At 67.4% G+C, this 26,828-nt stretch carries 22 protein-coding genes; 16 read left to right on the forward strand and 6 right to left on the reverse strand.

Features of this window, described 5'->3' with window-relative positions:
• Positions 1-95 precede the first annotated feature (95 nt).
• From cyoA to IEW34_RS02470, 7 genes are all read left to right on the forward strand, one after another.
• On the forward strand, positions 96-1,262 hold the full coding sequence (cyoA, locus tag IEW34_RS02440; protein WP_210324427.1) for a ubiquinol oxidase subunit II: 1,167 nt from the start codon (positions 96-98) through the stop codon (positions 1,260-1,262).
• A gap of 208 nt (positions 1,263-1,470) precedes the next feature.
• Positions 1,471-3,474: a cytochrome o ubiquinol oxidase subunit I gene (gene cyoB, locus IEW34_RS02445; RefSeq protein WP_188607519.1), complete on the forward strand. Its 2,004-nt coding sequence runs from the start codon at positions 1,471-1,473 to the stop codon at positions 3,472-3,474.
• 2 nt (positions 3,475-3,476) lie between these two features.
• On the forward strand, positions 3,477-4,106 hold the full coding sequence (cyoC, locus tag IEW34_RS02450) for a cytochrome o ubiquinol oxidase subunit III (protein ID WP_210324428.1): 630 nt from the start codon (positions 3,477-3,479) through the stop codon (positions 4,104-4,106).
• The gene (gene cyoD, locus IEW34_RS02455) at positions 4,103-4,495 is read left to right on the forward strand and encodes a cytochrome o ubiquinol oxidase subunit IV (RefSeq protein WP_188607520.1); all 393 of its coding nucleotides are present in this window, start codon (positions 4,103-4,105) and stop codon (positions 4,493-4,495) included. The genes cyoC and cyoD overlap by 4 nt, the downstream gene beginning before the upstream one ends.
• Positions 4,492-5,337, forward strand: coding sequence for an SURF1 family protein (locus IEW34_RS02460; RefSeq protein WP_280516251.1), 846 nt, complete (start codon positions 4,492-4,494; stop codon positions 5,335-5,337). Before cyoD ends, IEW34_RS02460 begins: the two co-directional genes overlap by 4 nt.
• Positions 5,338-5,533: 196 nt before the next feature.
• Positions 5,534-6,766, forward strand: coding sequence for an ATP-binding protein (locus IEW34_RS02465; protein ID WP_188607951.1), 1,233 nt, complete (start codon positions 5,534-5,536; stop codon positions 6,764-6,766).
• Positions 6,759-7,292, forward strand: coding sequence for a response regulator transcription factor (locus IEW34_RS02470; protein ID WP_188607521.1), 534 nt, complete (start codon positions 6,759-6,761; stop codon positions 7,290-7,292). The genes IEW34_RS02465 and IEW34_RS02470 overlap by 8 nt, the downstream gene beginning before the upstream one ends.
• A 124-nt stretch (positions 7,293-7,416) precedes the next feature.
• On the opposite strand, the gene IEW34_RS02475 is transcribed toward IEW34_RS02470, so the two are convergent.
• The 3 genes from IEW34_RS02475 to IEW34_RS02485 all read right to left on the reverse strand — a co-directional run bounded on the left by IEW34_RS02475 (position 7,417) and on the right by IEW34_RS02485 (position 10,299).
• Entirely contained in the window at positions 7,417-8,487 is a 1,071-nt protein-coding gene (locus IEW34_RS02475) for a hypothetical protein (protein ID WP_210324429.1), read from the reverse strand.
• Positions 8,488-8,610: 123 nt separating this feature from the next.
• Entirely contained in the window at positions 8,611-9,684 is a 1,074-nt protein-coding gene (locus tag IEW34_RS02480; RefSeq protein WP_188607523.1) for a tartrate dehydrogenase, read from the reverse strand.
• A gap of 195 nt (positions 9,685-9,879) precedes the next feature.
• Complete coding sequence (locus IEW34_RS02485; protein WP_188607524.1) at positions 9,880-10,299, reverse strand: MerR family transcriptional regulator; 420 nt, start codon at positions 10,297-10,299, stop codon at positions 9,880-9,882.
• A gap of 69 nt (positions 10,300-10,368) precedes the next feature.
• Here IEW34_RS02485 and IEW34_RS02490 point away from each other — a divergent pair, with 69 nt between their 5' ends.
• The 9 genes from IEW34_RS02490 (at position 10,369) to IEW34_RS02530 (ending at position 23,320) form a co-directional block, all read left to right on the forward strand.
• Positions 10,369-12,633, forward strand: a complete 2,265-nt coding sequence (locus IEW34_RS02490; protein WP_188607525.1) for a heavy metal translocating P-type ATPase — start codon at positions 10,369-10,371, stop codon at positions 12,631-12,633.
• Positions 12,634-12,736: 103 nt separating this feature from the next.
• Positions 12,737-15,112: a penicillin acylase family protein gene (locus IEW34_RS02495; RefSeq protein ID WP_188607526.1), complete on the forward strand. Its 2,376-nt coding sequence runs from the start codon at positions 12,737-12,739 to the stop codon at positions 15,110-15,112.
• A 289-nt stretch (positions 15,113-15,401) separates the two neighbouring features.
• The gene (locus tag IEW34_RS02500) at positions 15,402-16,166 is read left to right on the forward strand and encodes a LuxR C-terminal-related transcriptional regulator (protein WP_188607527.1); all 765 of its coding nucleotides are present in this window, start codon (positions 15,402-15,404) and stop codon (positions 16,164-16,166) included.
• A 258-nt stretch (positions 16,167-16,424) separates the two neighbouring features.
• Complete coding sequence (locus IEW34_RS02505) at positions 16,425-17,462, forward strand: phosphotransferase family protein (protein ID WP_188607528.1); 1,038 nt, start codon at positions 16,425-16,427, stop codon at positions 17,460-17,462.
• 98 nt (positions 17,463-17,560) lie between these two features.
• A complete protein-coding gene (locus tag IEW34_RS02510; RefSeq protein WP_210324430.1) occupies positions 17,561-17,911 on the forward strand; it encodes a hypothetical protein in 351 nt (116 codons plus the stop codon).
• 60 nt (positions 17,912-17,971) lie between these two features.
• Positions 17,972-19,099: an Rv3169 family protein gene (locus IEW34_RS02515; protein ID WP_188607530.1), complete on the forward strand. Its 1,128-nt coding sequence runs from the start codon at positions 17,972-17,974 to the stop codon at positions 19,097-19,099.
• Between the two features lie 228 nt (positions 19,100-19,327).
• Positions 19,328-20,803, forward strand: coding sequence for an MFS transporter (locus IEW34_RS02520; RefSeq protein WP_188607531.1), 1,476 nt, complete (start codon positions 19,328-19,330; stop codon positions 20,801-20,803).
• Between the two features lie 229 nt (positions 20,804-21,032).
• Positions 21,033-21,506, forward strand: a complete 474-nt coding sequence (locus tag IEW34_RS02525; RefSeq protein ID WP_188607952.1) for a VOC family protein — start codon at positions 21,033-21,035, stop codon at positions 21,504-21,506.
• Between the two features lie 284 nt (positions 21,507-21,790).
• Positions 21,791-23,320, forward strand: a complete 1,530-nt coding sequence (locus tag IEW34_RS02530) for an AlbA family DNA-binding domain-containing protein (protein ID WP_188607532.1) — start codon at positions 21,791-21,793, stop codon at positions 23,318-23,320.
• 223 nt (positions 23,321-23,543) lie between these two features.
• On the opposite strand, the gene IEW34_RS02535 is transcribed toward IEW34_RS02530, so the two are convergent.
• From IEW34_RS02535 to IEW34_RS30420, 3 genes are all read right to left on the reverse strand, one after another.
• Entirely contained in the window at positions 23,544-24,482 is a 939-nt protein-coding gene (locus tag IEW34_RS02535) for a nucleotidyltransferase family protein (protein ID WP_188607533.1), read from the reverse strand.
• Positions 24,483-24,505: 23 nt separating this feature from the next.
• The gene (locus tag IEW34_RS02540) at positions 24,506-25,558 is read right to left on the reverse strand and encodes an HD domain-containing protein (protein WP_188607534.1); all 1,053 of its coding nucleotides are present in this window, start codon (positions 25,556-25,558) and stop codon (positions 24,506-24,508) included.
• Positions 25,559-25,788: 230 nt separating this feature from the next.
• Complete coding sequence (locus tag IEW34_RS30420; RefSeq protein ID WP_188607535.1) at positions 25,789-26,565, reverse strand: IclR family transcriptional regulator; 777 nt, start codon at positions 26,563-26,565, stop codon at positions 25,789-25,791.
• Positions 26,566-26,828 lie beyond the last annotated feature (263 nt).

Consider the following 26,828-nt stretch of genomic DNA (forward strand, 5'->3'; position numbering starts at 1 on the left):
CGGGCCTGGGCATTGGGCAAATTGTCCAATGCCGGTCCCGTATTCCTGGGGGTAGCCATAGCGCCCAACAACAGTGCCCATTCCCAGGTGGTGTCGTGCGACGCTTTCGGATTGCTGCCCTGCTGCCGCTTATAAGCATTCTGGGCGGCTGCAACTTCGTTGTATTGAAACCCTCCGGCGACATCGCCAGCCAGCAGGGCGACCTGATCTTGGTGTCGACGCTGCTGATGCTGATCATCATCGTGCCGGTGATGGCGCTGACGATCCTATTCGCATGGCGCTACCGCCACTCCAACACCGCGGCGACCTACGATCCCGACTGGCACCACTCGACCCGGCTGGAGCTCGTCATCTGGTCGGCGCCGCTGGCGATCATCATCTGCCTCGGTGCCGTCACCTGGATGGCGACGCACCTGCTCGATCCCTACCGGCCGCTGGACCGCATCGACGCGAGCCGGCCCATCGTACCGGATGCCCAGCCGATCGAGGTGAACGTCGTCGCGCTCGACTGGAAGTGGCTGTTCATCTATCCGCAGCTCGGCATCGCCACGGTCAACGAGTTGGCGGCTCCCATCGACAGGCCGATCAACTTCCGCATCACCTCATCGGCGGTGATGAACTCCTTCTACGTCCCGGCCCTGGCCGGCCAGATCTATGCCATGCCGGGCATGGAGACGAAGCTGCACGCGGTGATCAACACGCCCGGCACCTATCGCGGCTTTTCCGCCAACTACAGTGGCGCCGGCTTCTCCGGCATGCGCTTCGCCTTCCACGGCATGGCGCGAGCCGACTTCGACAAGTGGGTCGCGACCGTGCGCGCCAGCGGCGGCGAGCTCGACCGGCAGGGCTATCTGGCGCTGGAGCGGCCGAGCGAGAACGAGCCGGTGCGCCACTATGCGCGCGTCGATGCCCATCTCTTCGGCGCGATCCTCAACATGTGCGTCGAGCCCGGCAAGATGTGCATGAACGAGCGGATGGCGCTGGATGCCAAGGGCGGGATGGGCCTGGCCGGCATCAACAACCTGCTGCCGCTGACCTACGACAAGCAGGCGCGCCGCGGCGCCGTCTTCGGCGCCACGCCTGCCTTTCTCCCCAGCGTCTGCAGCATCGAGGAGGCGAACCGCAACCTCACGGCCTCGGCGCCGCCGGCCGCGGCCGAGCCCGTGCAGGGGGCCGGGCTGCCGCGGCCCGCACGCAAACAGCCGCGCGACGCGCAGCAGGGTTTGTCGACCTTGCCAGTGCGGCAGCCGAGCAATTCCTAGGGTGGGCCCGTCGAACGAGCCCGCCCGGTGGCCCCACGGGGCCGCCAATCAATCCGGAGCACCCTTCTCTCGATCGGGTCGCCTCCGCCGCCCCAAGCGCTCCGCGGCGGCACGTCGCGACCGCCGCTCCACGTCTCGTTTGCGCCGCACCGGCCCGGGCGCCTCCGCTCCCGGGCCCGGCGCCCTGGACCACAGAAGGTGAGAGCATATGTCTGAAGGCTCGCCTGCCCTCCACGCCATCTTCGGCCGCCTGACGCTGGAGTCGTTCCCCATCCACGAGCCGATCCTCGTGGTCACCTTCGCCGTCGTGGCGCTCGGCGGGCTGGCGCTCTTCGCCGCGGTCACGCGTTACGGCCTGTGGGGCTATCTGTGGCGCGAGTGGTTCACCAGCGTCGACCACAAGCGCATCGGCATCATGTACATGGTGCTGGGGCTGGTCATGCTGATCCGCGGCGTCTCCGACGCGGTCATGATGCGCCTCCAGCAGGCGATGGCGTTCAACGGCAGCGAAGGCTATCTCAACGCCCATCACTACGATCAGCTGTTCACGGTGCACGGCGTCATCATGATCTTCTTCGTGGCCATGCCGCTGGTCACGGGGCTGATGAACTACGTGGTGCCATTGCAGATCGGGGCCCGCGACGTCTCCTTTCCGTTCCTCAACAACTTCAGTTTCTGGATGACCGTCGGCGGCGCGGTGCTGGTGATGATGTCGCTGTTCGTCGGCGAGTTCGCGCGCACCGGCTGGCTCGCCTATCCGCCCCTGTCCGGCATCGGCTACAGCCCCGATGTGGGGGTGGACTACTACATCTGGGCGCTGCAGGTCGCCGGCGTCGGCACGACGTTGTCCGGCGTCAACCTGATCTGCACGATCATCAAGATGCGGGCCCCCGGCATGACCATGATGCGGCTGCCGGTGTTCACCTGGACGTCGCTGTGCACCAACGTGCTCATCGTCGCCTCCTTCCCGGTGCTGACCGTCGTGCTCGCGCTGCTGTCGGCCGACCGTTACCTGGGCACGAACTTCTTCACCAACGACTTCGGCGGCAACCCGATGATGTACGTGAACCTCATCTGGATATGGGGTCACCCCGAGGTCTACATTCTTATCCTGCCGGCCTTCGGCATCTTCTCGGAGGTGGCGTCGACCTTCTCGGGCAAGCGCCTGTTCGGCTATACTTCGATGGTCTATGCCACCGTGGTCATCACCGTGCTGTCCTACCTGGTCTGGCTGCACCACTTCTTCACTATGGGCTCGGGCGCCAGCGTGAATTCCTTCTTCGGGATCACCACCATGATCATCTCGATCCCGACCGGCGCCAAGATCTTCAACTGGCTGTTCACCATGTACCGCGGCCGCATCCGCTTCGAGCTGCCGATGATGTGGACCCTGGCGTTCATGCTGACCTTCGTCGTCGGCGGCATGACCGGCGTGCTGCTGGCGGTGCCGCCGGCCGACTTCGTGCTGCACAACAGCCTGTTCCTCGTCGCCCATTTCCACAACGTCATCATCGGCGGCGTGCTGTTCGGCCTCTTCGCCGGCATCACCTACTGGTTCCCCAAGGCCTTCGGCTTCCGCCTCGACCCGACGTGGGGCAAGATCAGCTTCTGGTGCTGGGTGGTGGGCTTCTGGCTCGCCTTCATGCCGCTCTACATCCTCGGCCTGATGGGCGTGACGCGGCGCATGCGGGTATTCGACGACCCGTCTTTGCAGATCTGGTTCGTCATCGCGGGCCTGGGCGCAGCGCTCATCGTCGCCGGCATCGCTGCCTTCCTGGTGCAGATCTACGTCAGCATCCGCCGGCGCGAGGCCCTGCGCGACCTCACGGGCGATCCCTGGCACGGGCGGACGCTGGAGTGGGCGACCTCGTCGCCGCCGCCCGCCTACAACTTCGCTTTCACGCCGGTCGCCCATGACGGCGATGCCTGGTGGGACATGAAGGCGCGCGGCTACGAGCGGCCGCTCACCGGCTACCGGGCGATCCACATGCCGCGCAACACCGGTGCCGGGATCGTCCTGGCGGGGATCAGCGTCGCGCTGGGCTTCGCGCTGATCTGGTACATCTGGTGGCTGGCAGCCCTGAGCTTCGCCGCGCTGCTCACCGTCGCCATCGGCCACACCTTCAACTACCACCGCAGCTTCCACATCTCCGCCGACGAGGTCGTGCGGGTCGAGGATGCGCGGACCCGGCAACTGGCAGTGCAGGGCTAGCGATGACCATGGCCTCGACAATCGCGCCGGCCGAGGCGCCGACGTTCCACCTCGCGCAGGAGCACGAGCATCCGGAGGGCCACAGCACCATGCTGGGCTTCTGGATCTACCTGATGAGCGATTGCCTCATCTTCGCGATCCTGTTCGCCACCTACGGCGTCCTCGGCGCCAGTTACGCCGCCGGGCCCGGGCCCAAGGACCTGTTCGAGCTGCCGCTCGTCGCCCTCAACACGACGATGCTGCTCCTGTCCTCGATCACCTACGGCTTCGCCATGCTGGCGATGGACAAGGGACGGGCGGGCGCGACGCAAGCCTGGCTTGCCGTCACCGGCCTGTTCGGCCTCGCCTTCATCGGCATCGAGCTCTACGAGTTCGCACACCTGATCCACATCGGCGCGACGCCGCAGCGCAGCGCCTTCCTGTCGTCGTTCTTCGCGCTCGTCGGCACGCACGGGCTGCACGTCACCTTCGGCCTGATCTGGCTGGTGACCTTGATGGTCCAGGTGGGGCTGCGCGGCCTGGTTCCCGCCAATCGGCGCCGCCTCATGTGCCTCAGCCTGTTCTGGCACTTCCTCGACGTGATCTGGATCGGCGTCTTCACCTTCGTCTATCTGATGGGAATGCTGCGATGAGCACACAAGCGCACACGGGACCGGAGGTCCACGCCGACGGCGCGGCGGCGCACCATGGCGATCACGCGCACGGCTCGCTGCGGGGCTATCTCATCGGCTTCGGGCTGTCGGTGCTGCTCACCGCCATCCCGTTCTGGATCGTCATGGCCGAGCCGTTCGCCAGCAAGCAGGTGGCGGGTTTCGCCGTCATGGGCTTCGCCGCGGTGCAGATCGTCGTCCACATGGTCTACTTCCTGCACATGAACACGCACTCGGACGAGGGGTGGACCATGATGGCCCTCATCTTCACGATCATCATCCTGGTGATCGTGCTCAGCGGCTCGCTGTGGGTGATGTACCACCTCAACGCCAACATGATGCCGCCCCACGTCATGGATCAGATGAAGTGATCGCGGCGGGCGGCCTTGCGGGCGGGGCCACGCGCGCCCGTCCCGTCCTCTCGGCCGGCGCGGCGCCCTCGGACGGACGTCCGCTTCCCGCCTGGGCCCTCCTCGTCCTCGGCCTCACGGCCATCGCCCTGGCGGCCGGGCTGCTCGCGCTCGGCGTCTGGCAGGTGCATCGCCTCCACTGGAAGCTTGCCCTGATCGAGCGGGTCGAGACACGCATCGGCGCCCCGCCCGCGCCCGCGCCCGGCCCGGAGCGGTGGCCGGCGATCAGCGCGGAGAGCGACGAATACCGCCACGTCCGGCTGACCGGGCACTACCTCTACGACCGCGAGACACGCGTGTTCGCCTCCACGGCGCTCGGCAGCGGCTCCTGGATACTGACCCCGCTCGAGACCGCGGGCGGTTTCACCGTACTGGTCAATCGCGGCTTCATCCCGTCCGGCGCGCGCGAGGCGGCCGCCGATCGGCCGGCGCACGCCGGCGGCCCGGCCGCGGTGACCGGCCTGCTGCGGATGAGCGAGGTTGGCGGCGCCTTCCTGCGCGCCAACGATCCGGACGGCGAGCGCTGGTATTCGCGCGACGTGGCCGCCATCGCCGAGCGGCGCGGGCTCTCGCACGCGGCACCCTATTTCGTCGACGCCGGCCGGGGAGCCGACCCGCAGACACTGCCGGTGGGCGGCCTGACGGTGGTCCGCTTCGCCAACAGCCATCTCGTCTACGCGCTCACCTGGTTCGCCCTGAGCGTCCTGCCGCTGGCTGGCGTCGCCATGGTCGGACGGCGCGAGTGGCGGCTGCGGACGGGCCACGCCGCCCGGGCCGGCTCCCGCGCCGACGGGATGCGTTGAGCCGGGACATCGTCCCCTCAAACGGGAACCGCCCGGTGGCGCACCCGCCCCCTCCCGGGCAAGATGAGTGACTATATCGCGTCGCGGACGGGGGACGGCCGGCAACCGCGAGGCGCGCCCGCAGACCAGCCGAGGAGCAACGACGATCTTCGCCCAGGACACGGCCAACAAGAAGAACCTGCTGCTCCTGGTGCAGATGCGCTGGGTGGCGGTCGTCGGCCAGGTCGCGACCATCGCCATCGTGTATTCCTGGCTCGACGTCGACCTGCCGCTGCCCGCCATGGCCAGCGTCATCGCCTTCCTGGTCGGTCTCAACGTCCTGACGCTCATCCGGCTCCGTCACACACGGGACGTCGGCAACGTGGAGCTCTTCGTCGAGTTGCTGCTCGACGTCGCGGCACTGACGGTCCAGCTCTGCCTGAGCGGCGGTGCCAGCAACCCCTTCGTGTCGCTCTACCTGCTGCAGGTGATCATCGGGGCGGTGCTGCTCGAGGACTGGTCGACCTGGGCGCTGCTGCTGGTGACGAGCGCCTGCTTCATCGGCCTGACGGTGGTCTACCGCCCCCTCGCCATCCTCGGCCAGCGGGGCGCGGACGACGAGCTCTTCAGCCTCCACACGCGCGGCATGTTCATCTGCTTCGTGCTGGCGGCGAGCCTGCTCGTCTTCTTCGTCACCCGCATCAACCGCAACCTGCGCGCCCGCGACCTACGCCTGGCCGAGCTGCGCCAGCAGTCGGCCGAGGAGCACCACATCGTCCGCATGGGCCTCCTCGCCTCCGGGGCGGCGCATGAGCTTGGCACGCCGCTGTCCACGCTGTCAGTAATCGTCAACGACTGGCGCCGCGTGCCGGCCCTCGCCGGCGATCCGGAGATCCTGCACGACCTGGACGAGATGAAGACGCAGCTCAACCGCTGCAAGTCGATCGTCACCGGCATCCTGCTGTCGTCGGGCGAGGCGCGTGGAGAAGGCACGGTCAGGACCACCGTCAGGGCGTTCATCGACGAGTTGGTCGCCGACTGGCGCGCCCTGCGCAATCCGGCGCTGCTCGACTACGTGAACCGCTTCAGCCCGGACGAGGCGATCGTCTCCGACCTCGCCCTCAAGCAGGTGATCTTCAACGTCTTCGACAATGCCCTGGAGGCCTCGCCCGCCTGGGTCGGCGTCATGGTCGAGCGCCAAGGCGGGCGCCTGATTATCACCGTCAACGACCGCGGCCCGGGCTTTCCGGCCGACATCGTCGAGCATGTGGGCAAGCCCTACCGCTCGACCAAGGGCCGGCCCGGCAGCGGGCTCGGCCTGTTCCTCGTCGTCAACGTGGTCCGCAAGCTGGGCGGAACGGTCGCGGCGGCCAACGCCCCGAGTCGCGGCGCGCGCGTGACGCTGACCTTCCCGCTCGCGGCGCTGTCCCAGGAGGCCGAGCATGGATGAGAGGCCCTCGCTGCTGATCGTCGAGGACGATCCGTCGTTTGCACGCACGTTGCGGCGCTCGTTCGAGCGCCGCGACTACGACGTCCATGTCTGTGGGGGCCTGGACGGCGTGCAGGGTCTGCTCGGCACGGTCTCGCCCATGTATGCCGTCGTCGACCTCAAGCTCACCGGCGAATCCGGCCTCGAATGCGTCAAGGCCCTGCACCACCACGACCCGGGCATGAAGATCGTGGTGCTCACCGGCTTTGCCAGCATCGCCACTGCCGTCGAGGCGATCAAGCTCGGCGCCTGCCACTACCTTGCCAAGCCCTCCAACACCGACGACATCGAGGCGGCCTTCGGCCGGGCCGAGGGGGACGCGAGCGTGCCGCTCACCGCCCGCCGTTCATCGATCAAGACGCTGGAATGGGAACGCATCCACGAGACCCTGGTGGAGACCGACTTCAACATCTCCGAAACCGCCCGACGCCTCGGCATGCACCGGCGGACGCTGGCGCGAAAGCTGGAGAAGCGCCGGGTGACTTAAAGCATTTCTCGATCAGATGGGATCATTCGATCGGTTAGAAACGCTCCAAGTCTTTGGATCTGGAGCGATTCTCCTGGTCGCGTGGTTCCACCCGATCAACGAGCTGCCTCGTCGACAAGCCGGCTCAGCGCTGCAGCGCCGTCATCATCTCGTCGAGGCGGGCTTTGAGGCGCGCCTGCGCCCGCGCGTTGCGTACCCTGAATATCTCTTCGCCAACGACCCGGGGCGTGATCTCCAGGTCGCGCGCGCTCAATTCGCCCTTGATGGCCCGCTTGGCGTAGGCCGACAGGTAGGCGACGCGGTGCGCCACCCGCTGATCATAGAACATCGTGGGGTTGTCGATCGTGGCCGACAGTGCCGCGCGCTGGTAAAACGTGAAGGAAAAGTCGAACACCTCGGCGGCGCGGACGTGGTCGCCCCGGCGCCACAGCACCATCCCCCAGAACAGCAGCGTCTTGGCGCCGTTGTAGCTGATCGACGCCGCATTCTCGATCGGCAGCAGCAGCGCGAAGCCGGTCTCCAAGGTCGACGCGACCTCATCGAAGCGGCCCAGCATCAGGCAGAGGTGCCAGCGAATAATGTTGAGCGAGACGGCCAGGTGCGCCCGGTCGTTGCGAAGGTGGCGGCTGGGCTTGAGCTCGGGCACGCGCGCCAGGGCGTCGTCGATGAGGCCAAGGGCGATCTCGCACTTTGGCAGATCGAACTGCTCCAGCGCCCGATAGGCGATGATGGACGCGGCGGCGATCTTTCGGGCTGCCGGAAAATCCGAGTAGCGGATGACCTGATGGCAGGCGAACACCAGCGTTTCGCTGTCCGGGATGCGCTGACGCTCCCAGGTGTAGCGGGAGATGAAGTCGTGCTCGCTCGTCGGGAACAGGTTGGCCAGCGCGTAGCCCGGCCCCGCGTCGACGGCGACCTCCGCGGCGGAGGAGCGCGCCACGACGGCGATGCCGAACAGGGGCGGTGCGAAATCGGCCAGCGGCTGCTCGATGAAGTAGTGGCGAGCCCGCTCGGCTCCGTCGGGCTCGATCTGCTCGATCCGGCGGATGCAAGCCGCTGCCTCACGCGTGCCGCTGGGCTTCCTGTCGACGAGGACGAGCTCCTCGCCAGGCGCGAGCGGCGGCCCCGCCACCTCGATGCTGATCGCCTCGCCGCGAATGGCGCCATAGAAAGCCAGCCACCGGTTGTGGGTCATCTTCGCTCCCGGTCGACAATCGGGGAAGGTGTTCTCGCCTTCCATGGCATCCGTCTGAGCGAAGTCCAAGTCGTGTCCCCGCAACCACCATGTCTCGGCCGCGCGGCTCGATCGCCCGTGGCCTCACTCCAGCGCGGCGGCGATGGCCTTGCCGCAGGCGACGGTGTTCGCGCTGCCGCCGATGTCCGCGGTGCGCCCGGCGGGATCGACCAGCACCCGTTCGATCGCCCGCACGATCGCCGCCGCCGCGGCGGTCTCGCCCAGGTGGTCGAGCATCATGGCGGCGGACCAGATCTGGCCCACCGGGTTGGCGATGCCTTTGCCGGCGATATCCGGCGCCGAGCCGTGCACCGGCTCGAACAACGAGGGATGCGTCCGGTCCGGATTGATGTTGCCCGAGGGCGCGATGCCGATCGTCCCCGTGCAGGCCGGCCCCAGGTCGGACAGAATGTCGCCGAACAGGTTGGAGGCGACCACCACGTCGAAGCGGTCGGGGTGGAGCACGAACTGCGCCGTCAGGATATCGATGTGGTATTTGTCGGTCCGCACCTGCGGGTAGGCCGCCTTCATGGCGTCGACCCGCTCGTCCCAGTAGGGCATGGTGATCGCCACGCCGTTCGACTTGGTGGCCGAGGTCAGGTGCCTCTGCGGCCGCCGCATCGCCAGCTCGAAGGCATATTGCAGGACGCGGTCGACGCCGTGGCGCGACATGACGGTTTCCTGGATGACGATTTCGCGCGGCGTGCCCCCATACATGCGGCCGCCGATCGAGGTGTATTCGCCTTCCGTGTTCTCGCGGACGATCCAGAAGTCGATGTCGCCCGGCACGCGGCCGGCGAGCGGCGAGGGCACGCCGGGCATCAGCCGCACCGGCCGCAGGTTGACGTATTGGTCGAACTCGCGCCGGAACAGCAGCAGCGAGCCCCACAGCGAGACGTGGTCGGGCACCGTGTCGGGCCAGCCGACCGCGCCGAAGAAGATGGCGTCGGCCTTGCCGATGCGCTCCTTCCAGTCTTCCGGCAACATCTTGCCGTGGCGGGCGTACCAATCGCAGCTGGCGAAGTCGTGCCAGCTCTGGTCGAGCGAAAAGCCATACAGCGAGGCGGCCTTCTCGAGCACGCGGATGCCCTCCGGCATCACCTCCTTGCCGATGCCGTCACCGGGGATGACGGCGATGCGATAGCGTCTGTCGGCCATGGGATCATCTCCTGCGGACCGGAAAGCACGGCGCCGGCCGTGGACGGACGACCGGGCTCGCGCGGCCTCGCGCCGAGAGCCGCCAGTCGTTTCTAGCCGGTCTCGCCCGCGCTGCCGATCACCCCGGCCTCCACGCCCCTCCTCGCCCCGCGCATGGCTCGGGCCGCGGCGCTCCTCCCCCGCGCGGCATCCGCCTCAGTGCTGAGCGTGCGCGCATTGGCCATGGTCGGCCAGCACCTGGATAACGCGGCACTCGCACACGTGGCCGTGGCCGCACTCCGTGATCATGCGCTCCAGCTCGCCCCGCAGCGCCGTGAGCTGGCCGATGCGGCGCTCGACCGCCTCCATCTGCCGGCGCGCGATGGCGTCGGCCTCGGCGCAGGAGCGGTCGGGGCTGCCGCTCAGCTCCAGCAGCTCGCGGATCGCCTCCAGCTCGAAGCCGAGCTCGCGGGCGTGGCGGATGAAGTTGAGCCGGGCCGCCTCCGCCTCGCCGTAGCGCCGCTGCCGGCCCTCCGTGCGCGCCGGCGGGGACAGCAGCCCCACCTGCTCGTAGTAGCGGATCGTCGGCACCTTGACGCTGGTGCGGCGCGACAGCTCGCCAATCGACAAATCCATCACATCCCCCTTGAACCTCTAGTCGCTAGAGGATGTAGGACGGGAGCCGACGAGAGGAAAGGGTCGGCCATGGCTGAGGCTGTGCGCACGCGCTATCGCGTGACGGGAATGGATTGCGGCGCCTGCGCCGCCAAGGTGGATGCCGCCGTGCGCCGGTTGCCGGGCATCGAGGAGGTCTCCGTCTCCGCAACGGCGGGCACGATGACCGTGCACCATCGCCCGACCCCGGAGCTGCTGGCGCGGCTGGAGGCGCAGCTCGCCCCCCTCGGCTACGGCATCGCCGCCGCCCGCCCGGCAGCCGGGCATGACGGCGCGTCCGCGCCTGGCCACCGGCACGACGATGATGGCCATGACCACGCCCATGCGCACGATCACGGCTGCAGCGGCCATGCCCATGCGGCGCCACACCCGGACGACGCGGCGGCGGAGGCCGACCTGCATGGCCACCTGCACGTCGACGCCGGCGCCGAGGGCCCGTGGTGGCGCAGCCGCAAGGGCCGCCTCACGATCGCCTGCGGCGCCGCCCTGGTGCTGGCCTACGTGGCCGGCCGCCTCGCGCCGCCGATCGCTCCTTACGCCTTCCTCGCGGCCATGCTCGCCGGCTTGGTGCCGATCGCCCGCCGGGCCCTGGCCGGCGCCCGCCTGGGCTCGCCCCTCTCGATCGAGACCCTGATGACCATCGCCGCCGTCGGCGCCGTGGCCATCGGTGCCGCCGAGGAAGCCGCGGCCGTCGTGTTCCTCTTCCTGGTCGGCGAGTTGCTGGAGGGCGTCGCCGCCGGACGGGCGCGGGCGAGCATCAAGCAGCTGGCCGCCCTCGTGCCGAAGACCGCGCTCGTCGACCGCGGCGACCGCACCGAGGAGGTCCCGGCCGACCGCCTCACTCTCGGCACCGTCATCGTCGTGCGGCCGGGCGACCGCATCGCCGGCGACGGTGAGATCGTCGACGGCGAGAGCGCCATCGACGAGGCGCCGGTGACCGGCGAGAGCACGCCAAAGCTGAAGGGGGCCGGCGAGGCGGTGTTCGCCGGCACCATCAACGGCGACGGCGTGCTGCGCGTCCGCATCGCCGCCGCGGCCGCCGACAACACCATCGCCCGGGTCATCCAGCTGGTCGAGGAGGCGCAGGAGAGCAAGGCCCCGACGGAACGCTTCATCGACCGCTTCGCGCGCCGCTACACACCGGCCGTGCTCGCGCTCGGCGTGCTCGTCGCCGTGCTGCCGCCATTGCTGGCCGGCGCCAGCTGGAGCGAATGGGTCTACAAGGGGCTCGCCATCCTGCTCATCGGCTGCCCCTGCGCGCTCGTCATCTCCACGCCTGCGGCCATCGCCGCGGCGCTCTCCGCGGGCGCTCGCCGCGGCCTGCTGATCAAGGGGGGCGCTGCGCTGGAGACGGTCGGCAAGGTGACGGCCGTCGCCTTCGACAAGACCGGGACGCTCACGGCGGGCAAGCCTGAAGTCACCGACGTCATCGGATTTGCCCGCGCCGAGACCGAGGTGATGGCCCTGGCCGGCGCGCTGGAGCGCGACTCGGGCCATCCGCTCGCCCGCGCCATCGTCGCACGCGCCGAGGCGATGGGCGCGCCCGTGCGCGCCGCGGCCGACGCCAAGGCGGTGCCCGGCAAGGGCGTGAGCGGCGTGCTCGACCGGACGCCCCTGTTCCTCGGCTCGCCGCAGGCCGCCGCGGAGCGGGCGGCACTGACGGCGGCGCAGAGCGAACGCATCGCCGCGCTCAACGACGAGGGCAAGACGGTCTCCGTCCTCGTCGCCGGCCGGGATGTGGCCGGCCTCATCGCGCTGCGCGACGAGCCGCGCGAGGACGCCGCAGCCGGCCTCGCCGCCCTCGAGGCGGCGGGCGTGTCGGCGGTGATGCTGACGGGCGACAACCGGCGCACGGCAACGGCGATCGCCCGCGGCCTCGGCATCGAAGCACACGCCGAGCTGCTGCCGCAGAACAAGCAGGCCATCGTCCGCACGCTCCAGGCGGACGGCCGGGTCGTCGCCGTGGTCGGCGACGGCATCAACGACGCCCCGGCGCTCGCCGCCGCCGACGTCGGCATCGCCATGGGCGGCGGCACCGACGTGGCGCTCGAGACCGGCGATGCGGCGGTGCTGCACAACCGTGTCATGGACGTCGCGCGCATGGTGCGCCTGTCGCGGGCGACCATGGCCAATATCCGCCAGAACATCGTCATTGCGCTCGGCCTCAAGGCGCTCTTCCTGGTCACCACCATCCTGGGCCTGACCGGCCTGTGGCCGGCCATCCTGGCCGACACCGGCGCCACCGTGCTGGTGACGCTCAACGCTCTGCGCCTGCTGCGGGTGAGGCTGAACTAATGCTGCGGAGCGATCGGCGCGAGACGATGCTATCCATGGCCGACGCGTCTCACCCGCGCCCACCGCCGCGGCGCGCCTTTCCTCGTCGCCCCGGAGACAGCCAATGGCCTATGACGCCGCAGCTTCGGCCACGGACACCATCACGCTCGAGGGACTCACGGCACCGGCGGAGATCCGCATCGACCGCTGGGGCATCTGCCACATCAAGGCGGCTAGCGCTGCCGACGCGTTCTTCGCCCAGGGCTTCAACGCGGCGCGCGACCGGCTGTGGCAGATCGACCTGTGGCGCAAGCGCGGCCTCGGCCTGCTCGCCGCCGATTTCGGCCCCGGCTATCTCGCCCAGGACTGCGCCGCCCGCGCCTTCCTGTTCCGCGGCGACATGGAGAGGGAGTGGACGAGCTACGCGCCGGACGCGCGCGCCATCTGCACCGCTTTCGCCGCCGGCGTGAACGCCTATGTGGCGCTGACCGAACGCGAGCCCGCCCGCCTGCCGGTCGAGTTCGGCATCACCGGCACGCGCCCGGCGACCTGGGCGCCGGAGGACGTGGTGCGCATCCGCAGCCACGCGCTCACCCGCAACGCCCTCTCCGAGGTGCTGCGCGCCCGCCTCGCCTCCCGCACCGACGCCGCCACCGACCTGCTGCGCGCCGACCTGACGCCGCGCATCGACCCGGCCAACCCCGGCGGCCTCGACCTCACGGCGATCCCGCTCGAGGTGCTCGACCTGTTCAAGCTGGCGACCGCCCCCGTCGGCTTCTCCAAGGAGCGGCTGGCGGCGCCGCTGGCCGAGGCCGGCCGCTGGCGCCAGGTGAACGCGCTTGCCGAGGTGGTCGCCGACGCCGCCTGGACCGGCTCCAACAACTGGGCCGTGGGCCCGGGCCGCACCACGACCGGCCGACCAGTCATCGCCGGCGACCCGCACCGTACCCACGGCGTGCCGTCCCTGCGCTACCTCGTCCATCTCACCGCGCCCGAGTTCGACGTGATCGGGGCGGGCGAACCGTCGATGCCGGGCATCTCCATGGGCCACAACGGCACCATCGCCTTCACCCAGACCATCTTCGGCTCGGACCAGGAGGACATCTACGTCTACGAGACCGAGCCCGGACACCCCGACCGCTACCGCTACGAGGGCCGCTGGGTCGACATGGAGGTGCGCGACGAGTGCTTCCAGGTGAAGGGCGAGGCCGACCAGATGCGCCCCCTGCGCTTCACCCGCCACGGGCCGGTGCTCTACGCCGACCCCGAGCGCCGGATCGCCTACGCCATACGCTCGGCCTGGTTCGAGCCGGGCGCCGGCGCCTATCTGGCGGGGCTGTCGTCCATGCGGGCGAAGTCCCTCGACGAGTTCCGCGCCGCCATCGCTCGCTTCGCCACGCCCTCGCTCAACCACGTCTACGCCGACGTGAACGGCACCATCGCCTGGTTGCCGTTCGGCATGACGCCGATCCGCCGCAACTGGGACGGGCTCTTGCCCGTGCCCGGCGACGGCCGCTTCGAGTGGGACGGCTTCGTTCCCCTCGACGCCATGCCGAGCCTGGTCAATCCGCCCGAGGGCTTCGTCGCCAGCGCCAACGAGTACAACATCCCGCCGGGCTGGACCTCCGACCAGCCGCGCATCGGCTACGAGTGGCTGGATCCCAGCCGCTCCATGCGCATCCGCGAAGCGCTCGGGGCCGACGCCACGCACTCGGTCGCCGCCTCCGCGGCGCTGCAGACGGACACCGTGTCGGTGCCGGCCCGTCGGCTGGCGGCGCTGCTCCAGGTCATCCCACCGGGCGGGGACGCCGACTTTGCCGCCGGCCGCGCCCTGCTGCTCGGCTGGGACAACGCGCTCGACCCCCAATCGGCCGCAGCGGCCTTATCGGAGCTGTGGTTCACCGCCCATCTCAAGCCGGCTCTGTTCGCTCGCTTCGTGCCCGACCCCGAACTGCGCGCCTTGCTGGCGCCGGGGGACGTGGAGGGCATCCTGCAGGCGCTGGAGCAGCCGGACCACCACTTCGGCACCGACCCTGCCGCCGCCCGCGACGGGCTGTTGGCGCAGACACTGGCCGCCGCCGTGCGCGACGCGCGCCAGCGCCTCGGCGCCGACCCCGCCCGCTGGCAGTGGGGCACCCTGCACCACGGCTATTTCGAGCACGCGCTGAGCGCCGTCGCCGGGGCCAAGGCCGCCCAGGCCCTCGACGTCGGGCCGCTCGCCAAGGGCGGCGGCGGCTCCACCGTCATGCTCGCGGCCTACCGGCCCCAGGATTTCCGTGTGACCACCGGCGCCTCGGTGCGCTTCGTGCTCGACGTGGGCAATTGGGACGCCAGTGTCTGCGTGAACACCCCCGGCCAGTCCGGCGACAGCCGCTCGCCTCACTATCGCGACCTCTCGGCGCTGTGGGCCAGGGGCGAGTACGTGCCGTTCCTCTACTCCGCGGCAGCGGTGGAGGCGGCGACGGAGCGGCGGATCCTGCTGGTTCCGGCCGACGGGTGACGCGGCGGCGCCACGGCGGCCGGGCGCCGCTCGCGCCCGGTGCACCGCACGTCCGGAAGGAGCCGGCCGCCACCTGGCCGTTGCGGTTCGGCGCCGGCGTGTGGCGCGGGGCTGGCCAGCCGTGCGTCAGATTGACAGCCCGCGGGGGGCGCAACAGGATGATCAAATCAATCAAGGGCCTGGGCCTGGGCCTTGCCCGGTTCCATAAGAGATCGCGTTCAGCAGGCGCGTTCAGCACCGTCAGCCGGCCTCGGGACGTCCGGCGCGGCGGCGCTCGAGGAGGCTCTGCATGGTGTCCGAGAACGGCAGCGACGTCGTCGGACAGTTGGTGAGGCTGGCAAGCGATATCCGCTCGGCGTCCTCGCTCGACGCTGCCGCGGACGCCGTTCTGGCCGCGGGGCAGATCATCGGGATGCCGAACCCCGTCCTTGTCGACAATGTCCTGCTGGAGCGCCGACTCGATCGAATCTGCGCCGCCTTGGGCGAACCGCAAGAATTGCTCGACTGGTGGCACTCAAACCAGATCGGCCGCATTCACCTGGATGTGCGGCGCGGCCTGCGCGAACGTCTGCCGTTCCGAAGCTGGCTCATGGATGGCGACGAAGCGGACCTGTCGCCCCGCGACAAGGTCATCCGGGAGCAGCAGCACGACCTCGGCATCTCGTCGTGCATCGGGGTGCCGGTTCACCTGCCCGACGGCGGGACGGCCTATGTGGGCTGGAGCAGCGCGACCCGCGGTACAGCCTCGTCCCCCCTGGTCGGCGATGCCCACTTCGGCCTCCAGGCGGTGGCCTACGCCTTCATCGATGCGCTCGAGCGAATGCAGGCCGCGCGCGGCGAGCCGCAGGGGAGACCGGGGCTCCGCGCGCGCGAGCGCGACTGCGTGCGCCTCGTCGCCAGCGGCTGCACGGTCAAGGAGGTGGCGCGCTCCCTCTCGCTGTCGCCCTTCACGGTCCGCGAATACCTGGGCAACGCCATGCGGCGGTTCGAGGCCCGCAACCTTCCCCAACTCGTCTCGATCGCCTTTCGCCGCGGCGAGATCGGTCTCGAATGACCGCTGGCGCTTCTCCCCCTCTTTGTAGGGATTGAGCGGCGCCCTCGGCCGATTGTATCGGTCAGGTGACGCGTCCGGCACGCACCGGAGGCGCGGCGGGAGGAGCGCGTTTGCTGCACCATCTGGCGCACGGAGCGGTGATGACCGGGCCGTCGGCGACGCGAGTCCGCCGGACCTCATGGCGATGACGCCGTCGCCCGGGCCGGACGGCGGAACATCGGCCGATGCGCTTTGCGCCGCGGACGTGGGGCGGCTCCCGTGACCACGCGCGCGCAGACCTTGAGCCGCTGTTTGAGCGACTACCTTCACCACACGTGGCAGTCCCCGACCGACGTGACCGATTTGGCCCGCATCCCGGGTGGTGCCTCGCGCGAGACATGGAGATGCGTGGCGCGGGCCGCTGGCACCGCCCGCGGATTGATCGTCCGGATCGATCCCTTGTCCAGCCTGATCGACACGGATCGGCGCACCGAATACTTGACGATGGAAGCGATGTACCGGGCGGGGCTACCCGTCGCCGAGCCGCTTCTGCTCGAGGAGGACAGTCGCTGGCTGGGACGGCCGTTCTCCATTTCGGCGGAAGTGCCGGGTTGCGAGGCCTCCCCCGAGGGCATTCCGGCCGGGCATCGAGTGACGATGGGTCGACAGCTCTGGTGCTTGCTGGGCGAGATCGCGCGCCTCGACCCCCTCGCCCTGGGGCTCGACCGCTTCATGTCCCTGCCGACCGTCGCAACCTGTGCCATGGAACAGCTGGAGTACTGGCGCAAAGTCATCGTCGACGATGAACTACACCCCAATCCCGTGGCTGACGCGGCCGTCCGCTGGTTGCTGAAGCATCCGCCGCCGCCGCCGCAGAAGCTCAGTCTCGTGCACGGCGACTATCGAACCGGGAACTTCCTCTACACGCCCGACGGCACCATCAAGGCTATCGTGGACTGGGAGATGGCCCACATCGGCGACCCGCTGGAGGATCTGGCCTGGTCGCTCGACCCGCTCTGGCACTGGCAGCAGCCCGAACTCGCCGGCCGGCTGCTGCCCCACGCGGAGGCGGTCCGCCATTGGGAAGAGGCGAGCGGCATCGAGCTCGATGTCGAGGCCTTTCGCTGGTGGCGGATCTTCGCCTCGCTGAAGGGGATGGGCATCTGGATCTCGTCCAGCGAAGACTTTCACAACGGCGCCAGCAAGGATCCGATTCTTGCCATCGCCGGGTGGCTGATGACCGATCGTCAGCAGCAGATCCTGCTCGACTACCTCCGGCCCGCCCCGACGCGTCGCTTCCATGAGGTGATGAAATGATTCCGCGCGGCGCCGACGGCATCAGGCATCTGGCCGCGCGCCTGGTCGCTGACATCGCGCCGCGGGCGGGTGACAGCTATACATCGGCCGATCTTAACATGATGGCGCTGCTCGTCACCATGGTCGCGCAGGACTATGATCGCGTGGCCGATGTGCTCGTGTCGGACTATAACGACATTTGCGAGATCTTTCACGAAGCGCTGCCGCATCTGGACGACGCTGCACTTGCGAGCCGCATGGAATCGGTGGTCGGCCTGAACGCTCCGAGCTTGCGCGTCCATGACCAGAGCACGCGAACCGATGCGGCCTTGCGCGTGCTGATCGAGCTGCATGCAGCGATTGAGGACCTCGAGGATCACGGCCTGCCCTGGGCCGCCCGGCTCAACGGCAGGATCTGGGCGTATCTCGCGCGCTACGTGGCACGACGAACCTACCAGATGGACGGATGACGACATGCCGTCGCTGAGCCTCGCCAAGCCCGCACGTCGACCGCATTCGGAGGCCCGATCATGCTCAACAAGCTCGACGACTTCCCCGTCCACCAGACGCCCGAGCCGATTGCGGTGCCGGCGACCAGCGACCGCAATGTCTACGACCGGACCTGGTTCAACGGCTATGCCCGGGACGGCTCCTATTACTTCGGCATCGGCATGGCGATCTATCCGCATCGGGGCATCCTGGATTGCGCCTTCAGCGTCGTCGAGCCGGGCGGCCGCCAGCATTGCTTCTACGCCTCCCGGCGGGCGCCGAGCGAGCGCACGGAGATGCAGGTGGGCCCGTTCCGCCTGGAGGTGATCGAGCCCATGCGCCGGGCCCGCGTCGTGCTCGACGACAATGCGAGCGGGCTTGGTTGCGACCTCACCTTCTCGGCCCGCACGGCGGCGATCCAGGAGGCGCGGCAGACCCTGTGGTCGGGCGGGCGCCGGGCCATGGACGCCACCCGCTTCGACCAGTTCGGCCGCTGGCGCGGCGCCATCCGCCATCCCGACGGGACCATCGCCGTCGACGATGAGGTTTGCCTCGGCACCAAGGACCGCTCCTGGGGGGTGCGGCGGGTGGGGAAGGCCGAACAGGGCGGCTCCCCCGCCAAGCCCGGCGGGGCCTTCTTCCTGTGGGCGCCGCTGGTCTGGGACGACCACATCTCCCACGCCATCTTCTTCGACGGCCCGCGCGGGGAAGCCCTGGTGCGCGAGGGCATCGTCGCCCCCCTCTACGCCAGCGAGGCGGAGGTGCCGGGCGTGGAAGACGGCCTGGACCGGCGCATGGCCGACGCCCGCCACCGCGTCGTCTACGTGCCGGGCACACGGCTCGCCCAATCCGCCGAGATCGACCTCGTCGATCACGAGGGCCGCACGCGGACGATCGCGCTCGCGCCCATTCTGAGGTTCCAGATGAAGGGACTGGGCTATGCCCATCCCACCTGGGCGCAAGGCATGTGGAAGGGCGAGCTGGAGATCGGCCACGAGTCGTTCGACCCCCGCGAGTTGAACATGCTCGCGCCGGAGAACATCCACGTGCAGCAGGTGGTGCGCGCCGGCGACGGCGCCAGGGCGGGCATCGGCGTGCTGGAGCAGGTCTGCATCGGCCCCTACGCGCCGGCCGGCTTCACGGCGCATTTCGACGGCGCCAAGGGCTAGACGCCGAAATGCTCTGGTTCCGGGTGATCTTTATTTGGATCATCGACCTGCTCCGGGCTTTGTCTTGGGATGAGCTTGTCCGACCACCGGCATCGAGGCCTTGGGATGAGGCGCTAGCGCGCCCGCGAACGACATGTGCCGCGCGCCGCCACCCGAGGCGAGCGCGCGACCGGACGGCCAAACAAAGACGGCGCACAACTGGCGCCCTGCCTTGGAGGAGACGTTCCGATGAGCGATGGCACCTCGGTCTATGCCGGCAACGGGCGCATGCGAGCCTGGTGGCTCGCCCCACCGAAGGACGGGGAAGCCGCCACGGAAGGCGGCGCCGCCGCCTCGCGGCTCGGCCAGCTGTCCTGGGCCCTCTTCGAGGGCGGGCGCGACCCCTATGTGATCCTCATCACCATCTATCTCTTCGGCCCGTATTTCTCCAACGTGCTCGTCGGCGATCCGGTGCGCGGCCAGGCGCTGTGGAGCACCATCAACGGCCTGGCCGGCCTCTTCGTCGCCGTGACCGCGCCGGTGCTCGGCGCCATCGCCGACCAGGGCGGCGCGCGCAAGCCGTGGCTCGGTGTCTTCACCGCCGTCATGGTGATCGCCGGCGCCATGCTGTGGCTCGCCGCCCCCGGCGGCCAGGGGCTGTCGCTTGCGGCCGTGAGCGCCCTCGTCATCGTTCTCGGGATCATGGTCTCCTATACGGAGACCTTTCACAACGCGATGCTGCCGTCGGTGGCGGGCCCCAAGCAGCTGGCGGGCCTCTCCGGCCTGGCGCTGGCGTTCGGCAACTTCTCGGCGATCCTGTTGCTGCTGTTCATCCTGATCGCCTTCACGCTACCCGGCCAGGTCGCCTGGAGCTTCATTCCCTCCACCCCCTGGCTCGGCATCAGCCAGGCGGCACACGAGCCGGAGCGGCTGTCGGGCCCCATCGCCGCCATCTGGCTGGTGCTGCTTGCGCTTCCGCTGTTTCTCTTCGTGCCGGACCGCGTGCGCTCCGGCCTGGCGGCGAGGGACGCGGTGGTGCGCGGCCTGGGCGGCCTCAAGCGCACGCTGATGAGCCTGCGCAGCTACCGCAACGTCGCGCTCTACCTCTTGGCGCGCATGATCTACACGGACGGCAAGACGGCGACCCTGGTGCTCTCCGGCCTCTATGCGGCGGGCGTGTTCAGCTGGGGGCCGCTGACCATGCTGGCCTTCGGCATCATCCTGTCCTGCTTCGGCACCTTCGGCGGCGTGTTCGGCGGCTGGCTCGACAATGCACTCGGCTCCAAGCGGGCCATTCTGGTCTCGATCGGCGGTACGGCGCTCGGCCTCCTGCTCACCATGTCGATGACGCCGACGACGATCCTCTTCTTCATCCCATACGATCCGGCGAGCCCGCCGGTGCACGACCTGCCCTTCTTCCGCTCGTGGCCGGAGTTGATCTATCTCGGCCTCACCATCATCGTCGCCGTCTTCATCACCGCGGCCTACGCCAACAGCCGCACCATGCTGGCCCGCATCGCGCCGCTCGGCCGCATGACCGAGTTCTTCGGCCTCTATGCGCTCTCGGGCACGGCGACCGCCTTCGTCGGCCCCTTCGTCGTCGCCGGCCTGACCACGGCGTTCCACAGCCAGCGCGCCGGCATGACGGGCATCCTCGTGCTGCTCCTGGCGGGCTTTGCGCTGATGCTGGGGGTGCGGGAGGAGCGCGCGGTGGCGGTGGATTAGCCGGTCTCTCGCGCCGCGCCCGCGGAGCCGGCGCGCTGCATGAGGTCGGCCTGTCGGACCGAGGCGACCACGGACGGGGGATGGCGAAGGCCGGCAAGGCCGCCCGTGCCGAAATTTGGCGAAATGCCGGATGGCGCGGCCAATTACCCTCAGGCCGGCTTGAACCATCGCCGGGCACGTGAAACATCGGTCGGGACCGGCTTCACCAGGGAGGGGACGAGCCATGGCCATTGCCAAGAACACGATCTGCCTGTGGTACGACAAGGACGCCGAGGCCGCGGCGCGCTTCTACGCCGAGACGTTTCCCGACAGCACGGTCGGTGCCGTCCACCGCGCGCCCGGCGACTACCCGGCCGGCCAGGCGGGCGACGCGCTGACGGTGGAGTTCACGGTCGCCGGCATCCCCTGCCTCGGCCTCAACGGCGGCCCCGCGTTCAAGCATGACGAAGCCTTCTCGTTCCAGATCGCCACCGACGATCAGCAGGAGACCGACCGCTACTGGAACGCCATCGTCGGCAACGGCGGCCAGGAAAGCGCCTGCGGCTGGTGCAAGGACAAATGGGGCGTCTCCTGGCAGATCACCCCGCGCGTGCTCACCGAGGCGCTGGCGGTGGGCGGCGATGAAGCCAAGCGCGCCTTCGCGGCAATGATGGAGATGACGAAGATTGATGTCGCTGCGATCGAGGCGGCGCGGCGGGGGTGAGGGGTGCGAGGGCGGGGCAGGCGTCGGGAGGTCGGGTGCTGACCCATTGCCGAGATCAGGAAAGCCTGCTCGCCGCACTACGGCGATGTCGCGAGCCAAGCAACCAGAATTGGTCCCCTTGACGTTGGCGGCGTCCAGCTGAGGAAAGTGATCCAAGCCGCTTAGCTGCCTGTGGAAAAAAATCTGAGCCTGGCATCGGCCGATTTCCCGCCATGGTAGAATCGATGGAGAGGTATACGCCTCAATTCTGGGGGGGGGACGTGGCGAGGCGGTCGGAGCGCTCGATGACCGATGAGGAGATTGGCTTGGTGAAGGCCATGCTCGCTCGCGGCATCAAAAACGAGCAGGCCCACTTCTATTTCAACCGAGCAGACCGGCTCATTAGCTCCGGCCGCATCACGTACATCAAACAAGGAAAATACGGGGCAAGCGTACCGGAGGCCACGCCGGCGGAGCTGGATACATTCATCGTGGAGTGGGAGCGCCGCCAGCTTTCTGGAACGGAGAGGGTGGCGCCAGACCACGCAAATGCGGTGCTGGCACTGTTCGAAAGGGGTGACCCTCACTGGACGTTACGGGCAGGAGAAACTCATCGGGCGGAATGCAAACTTTCTTTCCGGCTGTCCCCGGAACGGCTTTTCGCGGATGCCGTTAAGACGATTGCAGCTTTCGCCAACCACAGCGGCGGCTATCTCCTATTCGGCGTTCACAATGCCACGCTAGCGGCGCAGGGACTTGCCGCCGAATTTTTCGCACAAGCGGACCCGGCGGAAATCAACAGGTTACTGGCGAGCGCCCTAGATCCGGTGCCAATCATCACGAAGCTTACTGTGCAAGTCGGATTGGCCACCGTTGGCGTCCTTCACGTCGAGAAGCACGCGTACGCCCCCGTGATGGCATTGAAGATGATTGGCGATTCCGTCAAGGAGGGGCACATCTATTATCGCTATGTTGGCGAATCCCGCGCCATCAAGCCAGGTGAGTTGCGGGAGATCATCGCCGCGCGCGAACGGCGCGCCGTCGGCGCCTTCGTACGTCAGATGAACATGGTGCAGGCCGGATCCGCGGCGACCTTGAACTTGGAAACAGGAGAGGTCGCTGGCAGAACCGGCGGCTTTGTAATCGACAGGGATCTGCTCTCCAACATCCAATTCATAAAGGAGGGCGAGTTCTCTGAGACCAGAGGCGCTCCAGCCCTCAAGCTCATTGGTGAAGTTAAGCCGGTCAATGCGAAAGAGGAAGAGCGAATCAAAACCATAAGGGACACGGTCACGCCGGATGCGATCCTGCGGAACTTTCTTCGGCAGGAGAGGGTTGCGGACCCCATGCAGTACATCCACGCGCAGGCGCATTACCCCCGGCGCTGGATGCCTCTCTGGTTCTATGTCGAGCAGACCGGCATGACCCTGGAGGAGATCACGAATGATATGATCAAGATAGTCGCCAACCAGCCATCAAGCCGAGATGCGGTTGTAAAGCGGTTGCAGCGTGGTGATGAGGCATACAAGATTCACCCCGGCCGACCCACAGAGCTGTGCAAGACGCTGCAGCAAGGTGGTGCATTCGATCTAACCACCGCGCAGGACATCTCACGGTTCGCAAATGCCGTAATGGGACTGATGGATGGCGCGCCTAATCTGGACACTATCAGAGAGGCTCTGGCGAGCTGCATCGATAGGTCAATGGGGCCTTCAGCCGCGGAGGGCGGTAGGCGCAGCATGATCTTTAGGGCAGCATGTCGAGTGGATGAGCTGATGCATAGGCCATCTCAGTCTAGACCCGCCCGTCAACACCTTAGTCGATCACCTGAATAGGTTCGATATTTCTTAATACATCCACGACCATGGAGGCGTTGCGCGGCTTTCTATACTTACCTCGACCGATCGGTCCGAACCGCGTCGCTATATTCCACCGCGCCGTCGCCGCCAAACTAGCTGCGATGACCGGACGGGCGCTACCGACAGCAGGACCTCTTACCGAGGAATCGACAAGCCGAAGCGCCGAAGCAATCCTCTATAACTCGAATATATTTCCGCATTAAAGCAGAATCGCTCTGACGACGGGATTGCTCGAACCAAAATCATCAAGAATAAGTTTGGCCAACTCATCTTTAAAGAGACGAGCCTTATTGGAAAGAAATTTGAATTCGTCGCTGTTCAAGCCGACATCTCCCGGCTGATCCAACGCCCGGCGTGTCGAGACACTGTCGATTTTCTCCAGGAATTCAGCGTAGATCGTCAGCGCAGCATCCGCCCTCCGCCCAAACCTATTCTGGATGCGTTGAATAGGAGAGAGAGAAAGTCTGGATACTAGCGTCGCTCGCTTGTGCGCGGTCGTCAACTCGCCGGTGCCCTCGACGGCCACCACACCACCAAAGTACAGCATCATACGGGAAAAACGCAGCTTGATCAGACGGATCGCTTTTGGCTTTCCACCCTGCACCTTGTTTTCGTAGTCAACGCAGATCGTGCGCCAATATCGGATGATGTCATTGAGGAGGAAGAGGCATATTTTATGCTCGTCGAGATCCTCTTCGACATAGCGATCAATCAGTCTCTCGCGAATACACCTGAATTCTACCTCATTCACGATCCACTCACCCTCGAGAAGAAACAGCATCCGCCTCGTGATGAGCTCGTTGGTATCTTTCGAACCACCAATGACCTTGACGAGATCCGCGATGGGTAGCGGATTCTCGAAGACTCCGCCTTCCGCTGGCATTTTGACCCCGACCGCCTCAAGAGCGCTGCGATACGATCTCTGAGCAGCGGCAGCGGATTCAATATCTCCATTTGTTGTTAGGAAAAACAAGTCGATATCCGATCCGCTGGTAAGCTCGCGCCTAGCAAGACTACCGTTGACGCCGACGATAAGGTCGCTTCGGTCGCCAAGCTCGCTTGCCGCAACCTTTCGGAGACTCTCCAGCTGCGATTCCGATCTTTCACGGACGCCTTTAATTACGTCTTGGAAGCGCATATTAACCATCCAGTACGAGCAATTTACTTCTTGATTATAAGCTCTCCGAGCGAAACCCGGACCTGGGCCTTCGTTTGTGAGTACCGAGAATTGATCGCATCCACGCTATCAAGCGCCACGGAACAATCAATATGAAATGCTCTTCTTTTCACAGCCGTTTCGACATTCAGCCAGGCAGCCGGTATATATTCTTTCAGCTTCTCCGGAGCATCCCTCGCAACGTTGAACAGAGTGAAAAGGAACGGGTGCCTGGCTCGCAGCTGCCTTTCCGATCTGAAAAAGTCATCGGCGCTGAACTTGGCCAGGTTATCGCGCATGTAGGCTTGCGCGAGCTGGTCAAGGATCAAACCATCGTTGGCATGGATAAAGTAGTGGTAGACGTGATGTTTCGTGTTCCAAAACTCGTCGAGCTCGGCCGTGGGCAACTGCCCGCTAGCGGCCATCTTGGCAACGGTCTCGTGGATGCGCGTGGGAGCGGTCCTCTTAAAGAATGCTCGGCTTCGCGTAATGCCTTCCAGCGTGTCGAGGTTGATTTGGCCGCCGAATAGAAAATTCATCGGACCGGAGTGCCGGCCGTTGATCAGCGCAATCACCTCATTCGGATCGATTGTGTGCTTCTTAAGCGTCGCAGCGATCTCAAGCCCGAGCCGGATCTCTCCGCGGACCATAAGCTCGGTCGCTATGTGATGATTGATCCCGAACTCGCTCTCAAACACGGGTTCCAGGGTGTGCGATAGCGGCCCGTGGCCAACATCGTGCAGAAGCGCCGCTGCAAGAAGCAGCTTGTGGTCAATCCGTTCCTTCGGACTTCTGCGGGAGAACATGTCAGCGAGCTCCGCTACGCCAACACTGTGTTCGTGTCGGCTATGGCGGCGCCGATGAGGCGCGCGCCCAGAGCCCCTCCTGACGTGGTCGATTGCACCCAGGAAACCGATGCGTAGGAGTCGCCGCATTGCACGGCTTTCGAGCAATTCGCGAATGAACTCGTCATGCAGCAATCGCGGCTCGCCCGACCTTAGGGTGCCGGCCGACGGCAATGAGCTGGGCAGCAATTCGCCTGCGAAAGCATAAGCCACGCGGCCGCTCCTACGGTCTGGCCCCTCGGTTGGGTGAACGCTCATGTTGGGCTGTCGCCACAAATTCGTTCGATGTGTCTCTCGCGACGAGTTTAGCTTGAGTTCCAAGCGCAAGCCAGGGGTGACGCGCAGGACGCGGGGCTCCGCCAACCAATACGCCAACATCCAGCTTCAGCCGGGCCAACAATGTCAGTTGATGGCGCTGTGGAGCCACGCCATGACGCTCCACCCTACCCCACCAGATCCCCAAACCGCGCCAGCCGCTCCGCCAGCGTCCGGATCGCCTCGATCGCCTGCCGCTCCACCGCGGGCGTGATGTCGCCCTCGTACATGGTGATGGCGACGCCGGCCTGCGCCCGGCCGGAGGGCGGGGCGACGAGGGCGCCGTAGGAATACATGTGCGGGCGGGTGCCCTTGATCTCCGTCGAATAGCCGGCGCGGCGCGCCTTGGCGAGGAGGGCGAGGAGCTCGCGGCGGTGCTTCGGGTGGTCCTTGGTGAGCTGCGGTAGCGCCTCCTGCGGGTAGAGGCGGCACACCTCCTCGTCGGTGAGGGCGGCCAGCAGCGCGCGGCCGCTCGCCGTGCAGCAGGCGGGCATGCGCGCACCCGGGCGGAAGGTCACGCCCAGGGGCTGAGGGCTGTTGCGGGCGGCGATGAAATAGACGTCCGGCCCGTCGAGCACGCTCATGGTGGCGCCGTTCTCGCGGATGAGCTGGATCTCGTCGCAGGCGGCATGGAAGTGGTCGGCGGGCTCGTAGCTGGCGATCTTGGCGCGGGCGAGATCGAGCACGCGCAGGGTGAGGCCGAAGCGGCCGTCGCCGGCGCGCGCGATATAGCCCTCGTTGATCAGCGTGACGCAGATCGAATGGGCCGAGCTCATGGCGACGCCGAGGCCGGCGGCGATGGCGGTGAGGTTGAGCGGCGTGGGCGCCGCGGCGATCATCTCCAGCACGCGCAGGCCGCGCACCAGCGCGGGGGCACTCTTGGCCTTGGCCTGGGGTGCGGGCATGGGCGGCTCCGGGCGGGGGCTTCGATATATCGAAGCGTGTGGAGTCGACGGAACCGGGCCATCTGTCAAGCGCGGGGAGCGGGGCGCCGGATTCCTAAGTGGATGGATAGCCGGGTCAAGCCCGGCCACGACGCGGTTGGGGGGCGAGGCGCCCTCATGTGCAACGTCATAGCCGGGCTTGACCCGGCTATCCATCCGCCTGGAAACGCGGCCGCCAGGCCGGCGCTCCCCGCTGGGTTGACCCTCCGAGCAATTGCCATCTA

Origin of the sequence: Chelatococcus reniformis, assembly GCF_014640075.1 — a bacterium.
Lineage (GTDB): Bacteria > Pseudomonadota > Alphaproteobacteria > Rhizobiales > Beijerinckiaceae > Camelimonas > Camelimonas reniformis.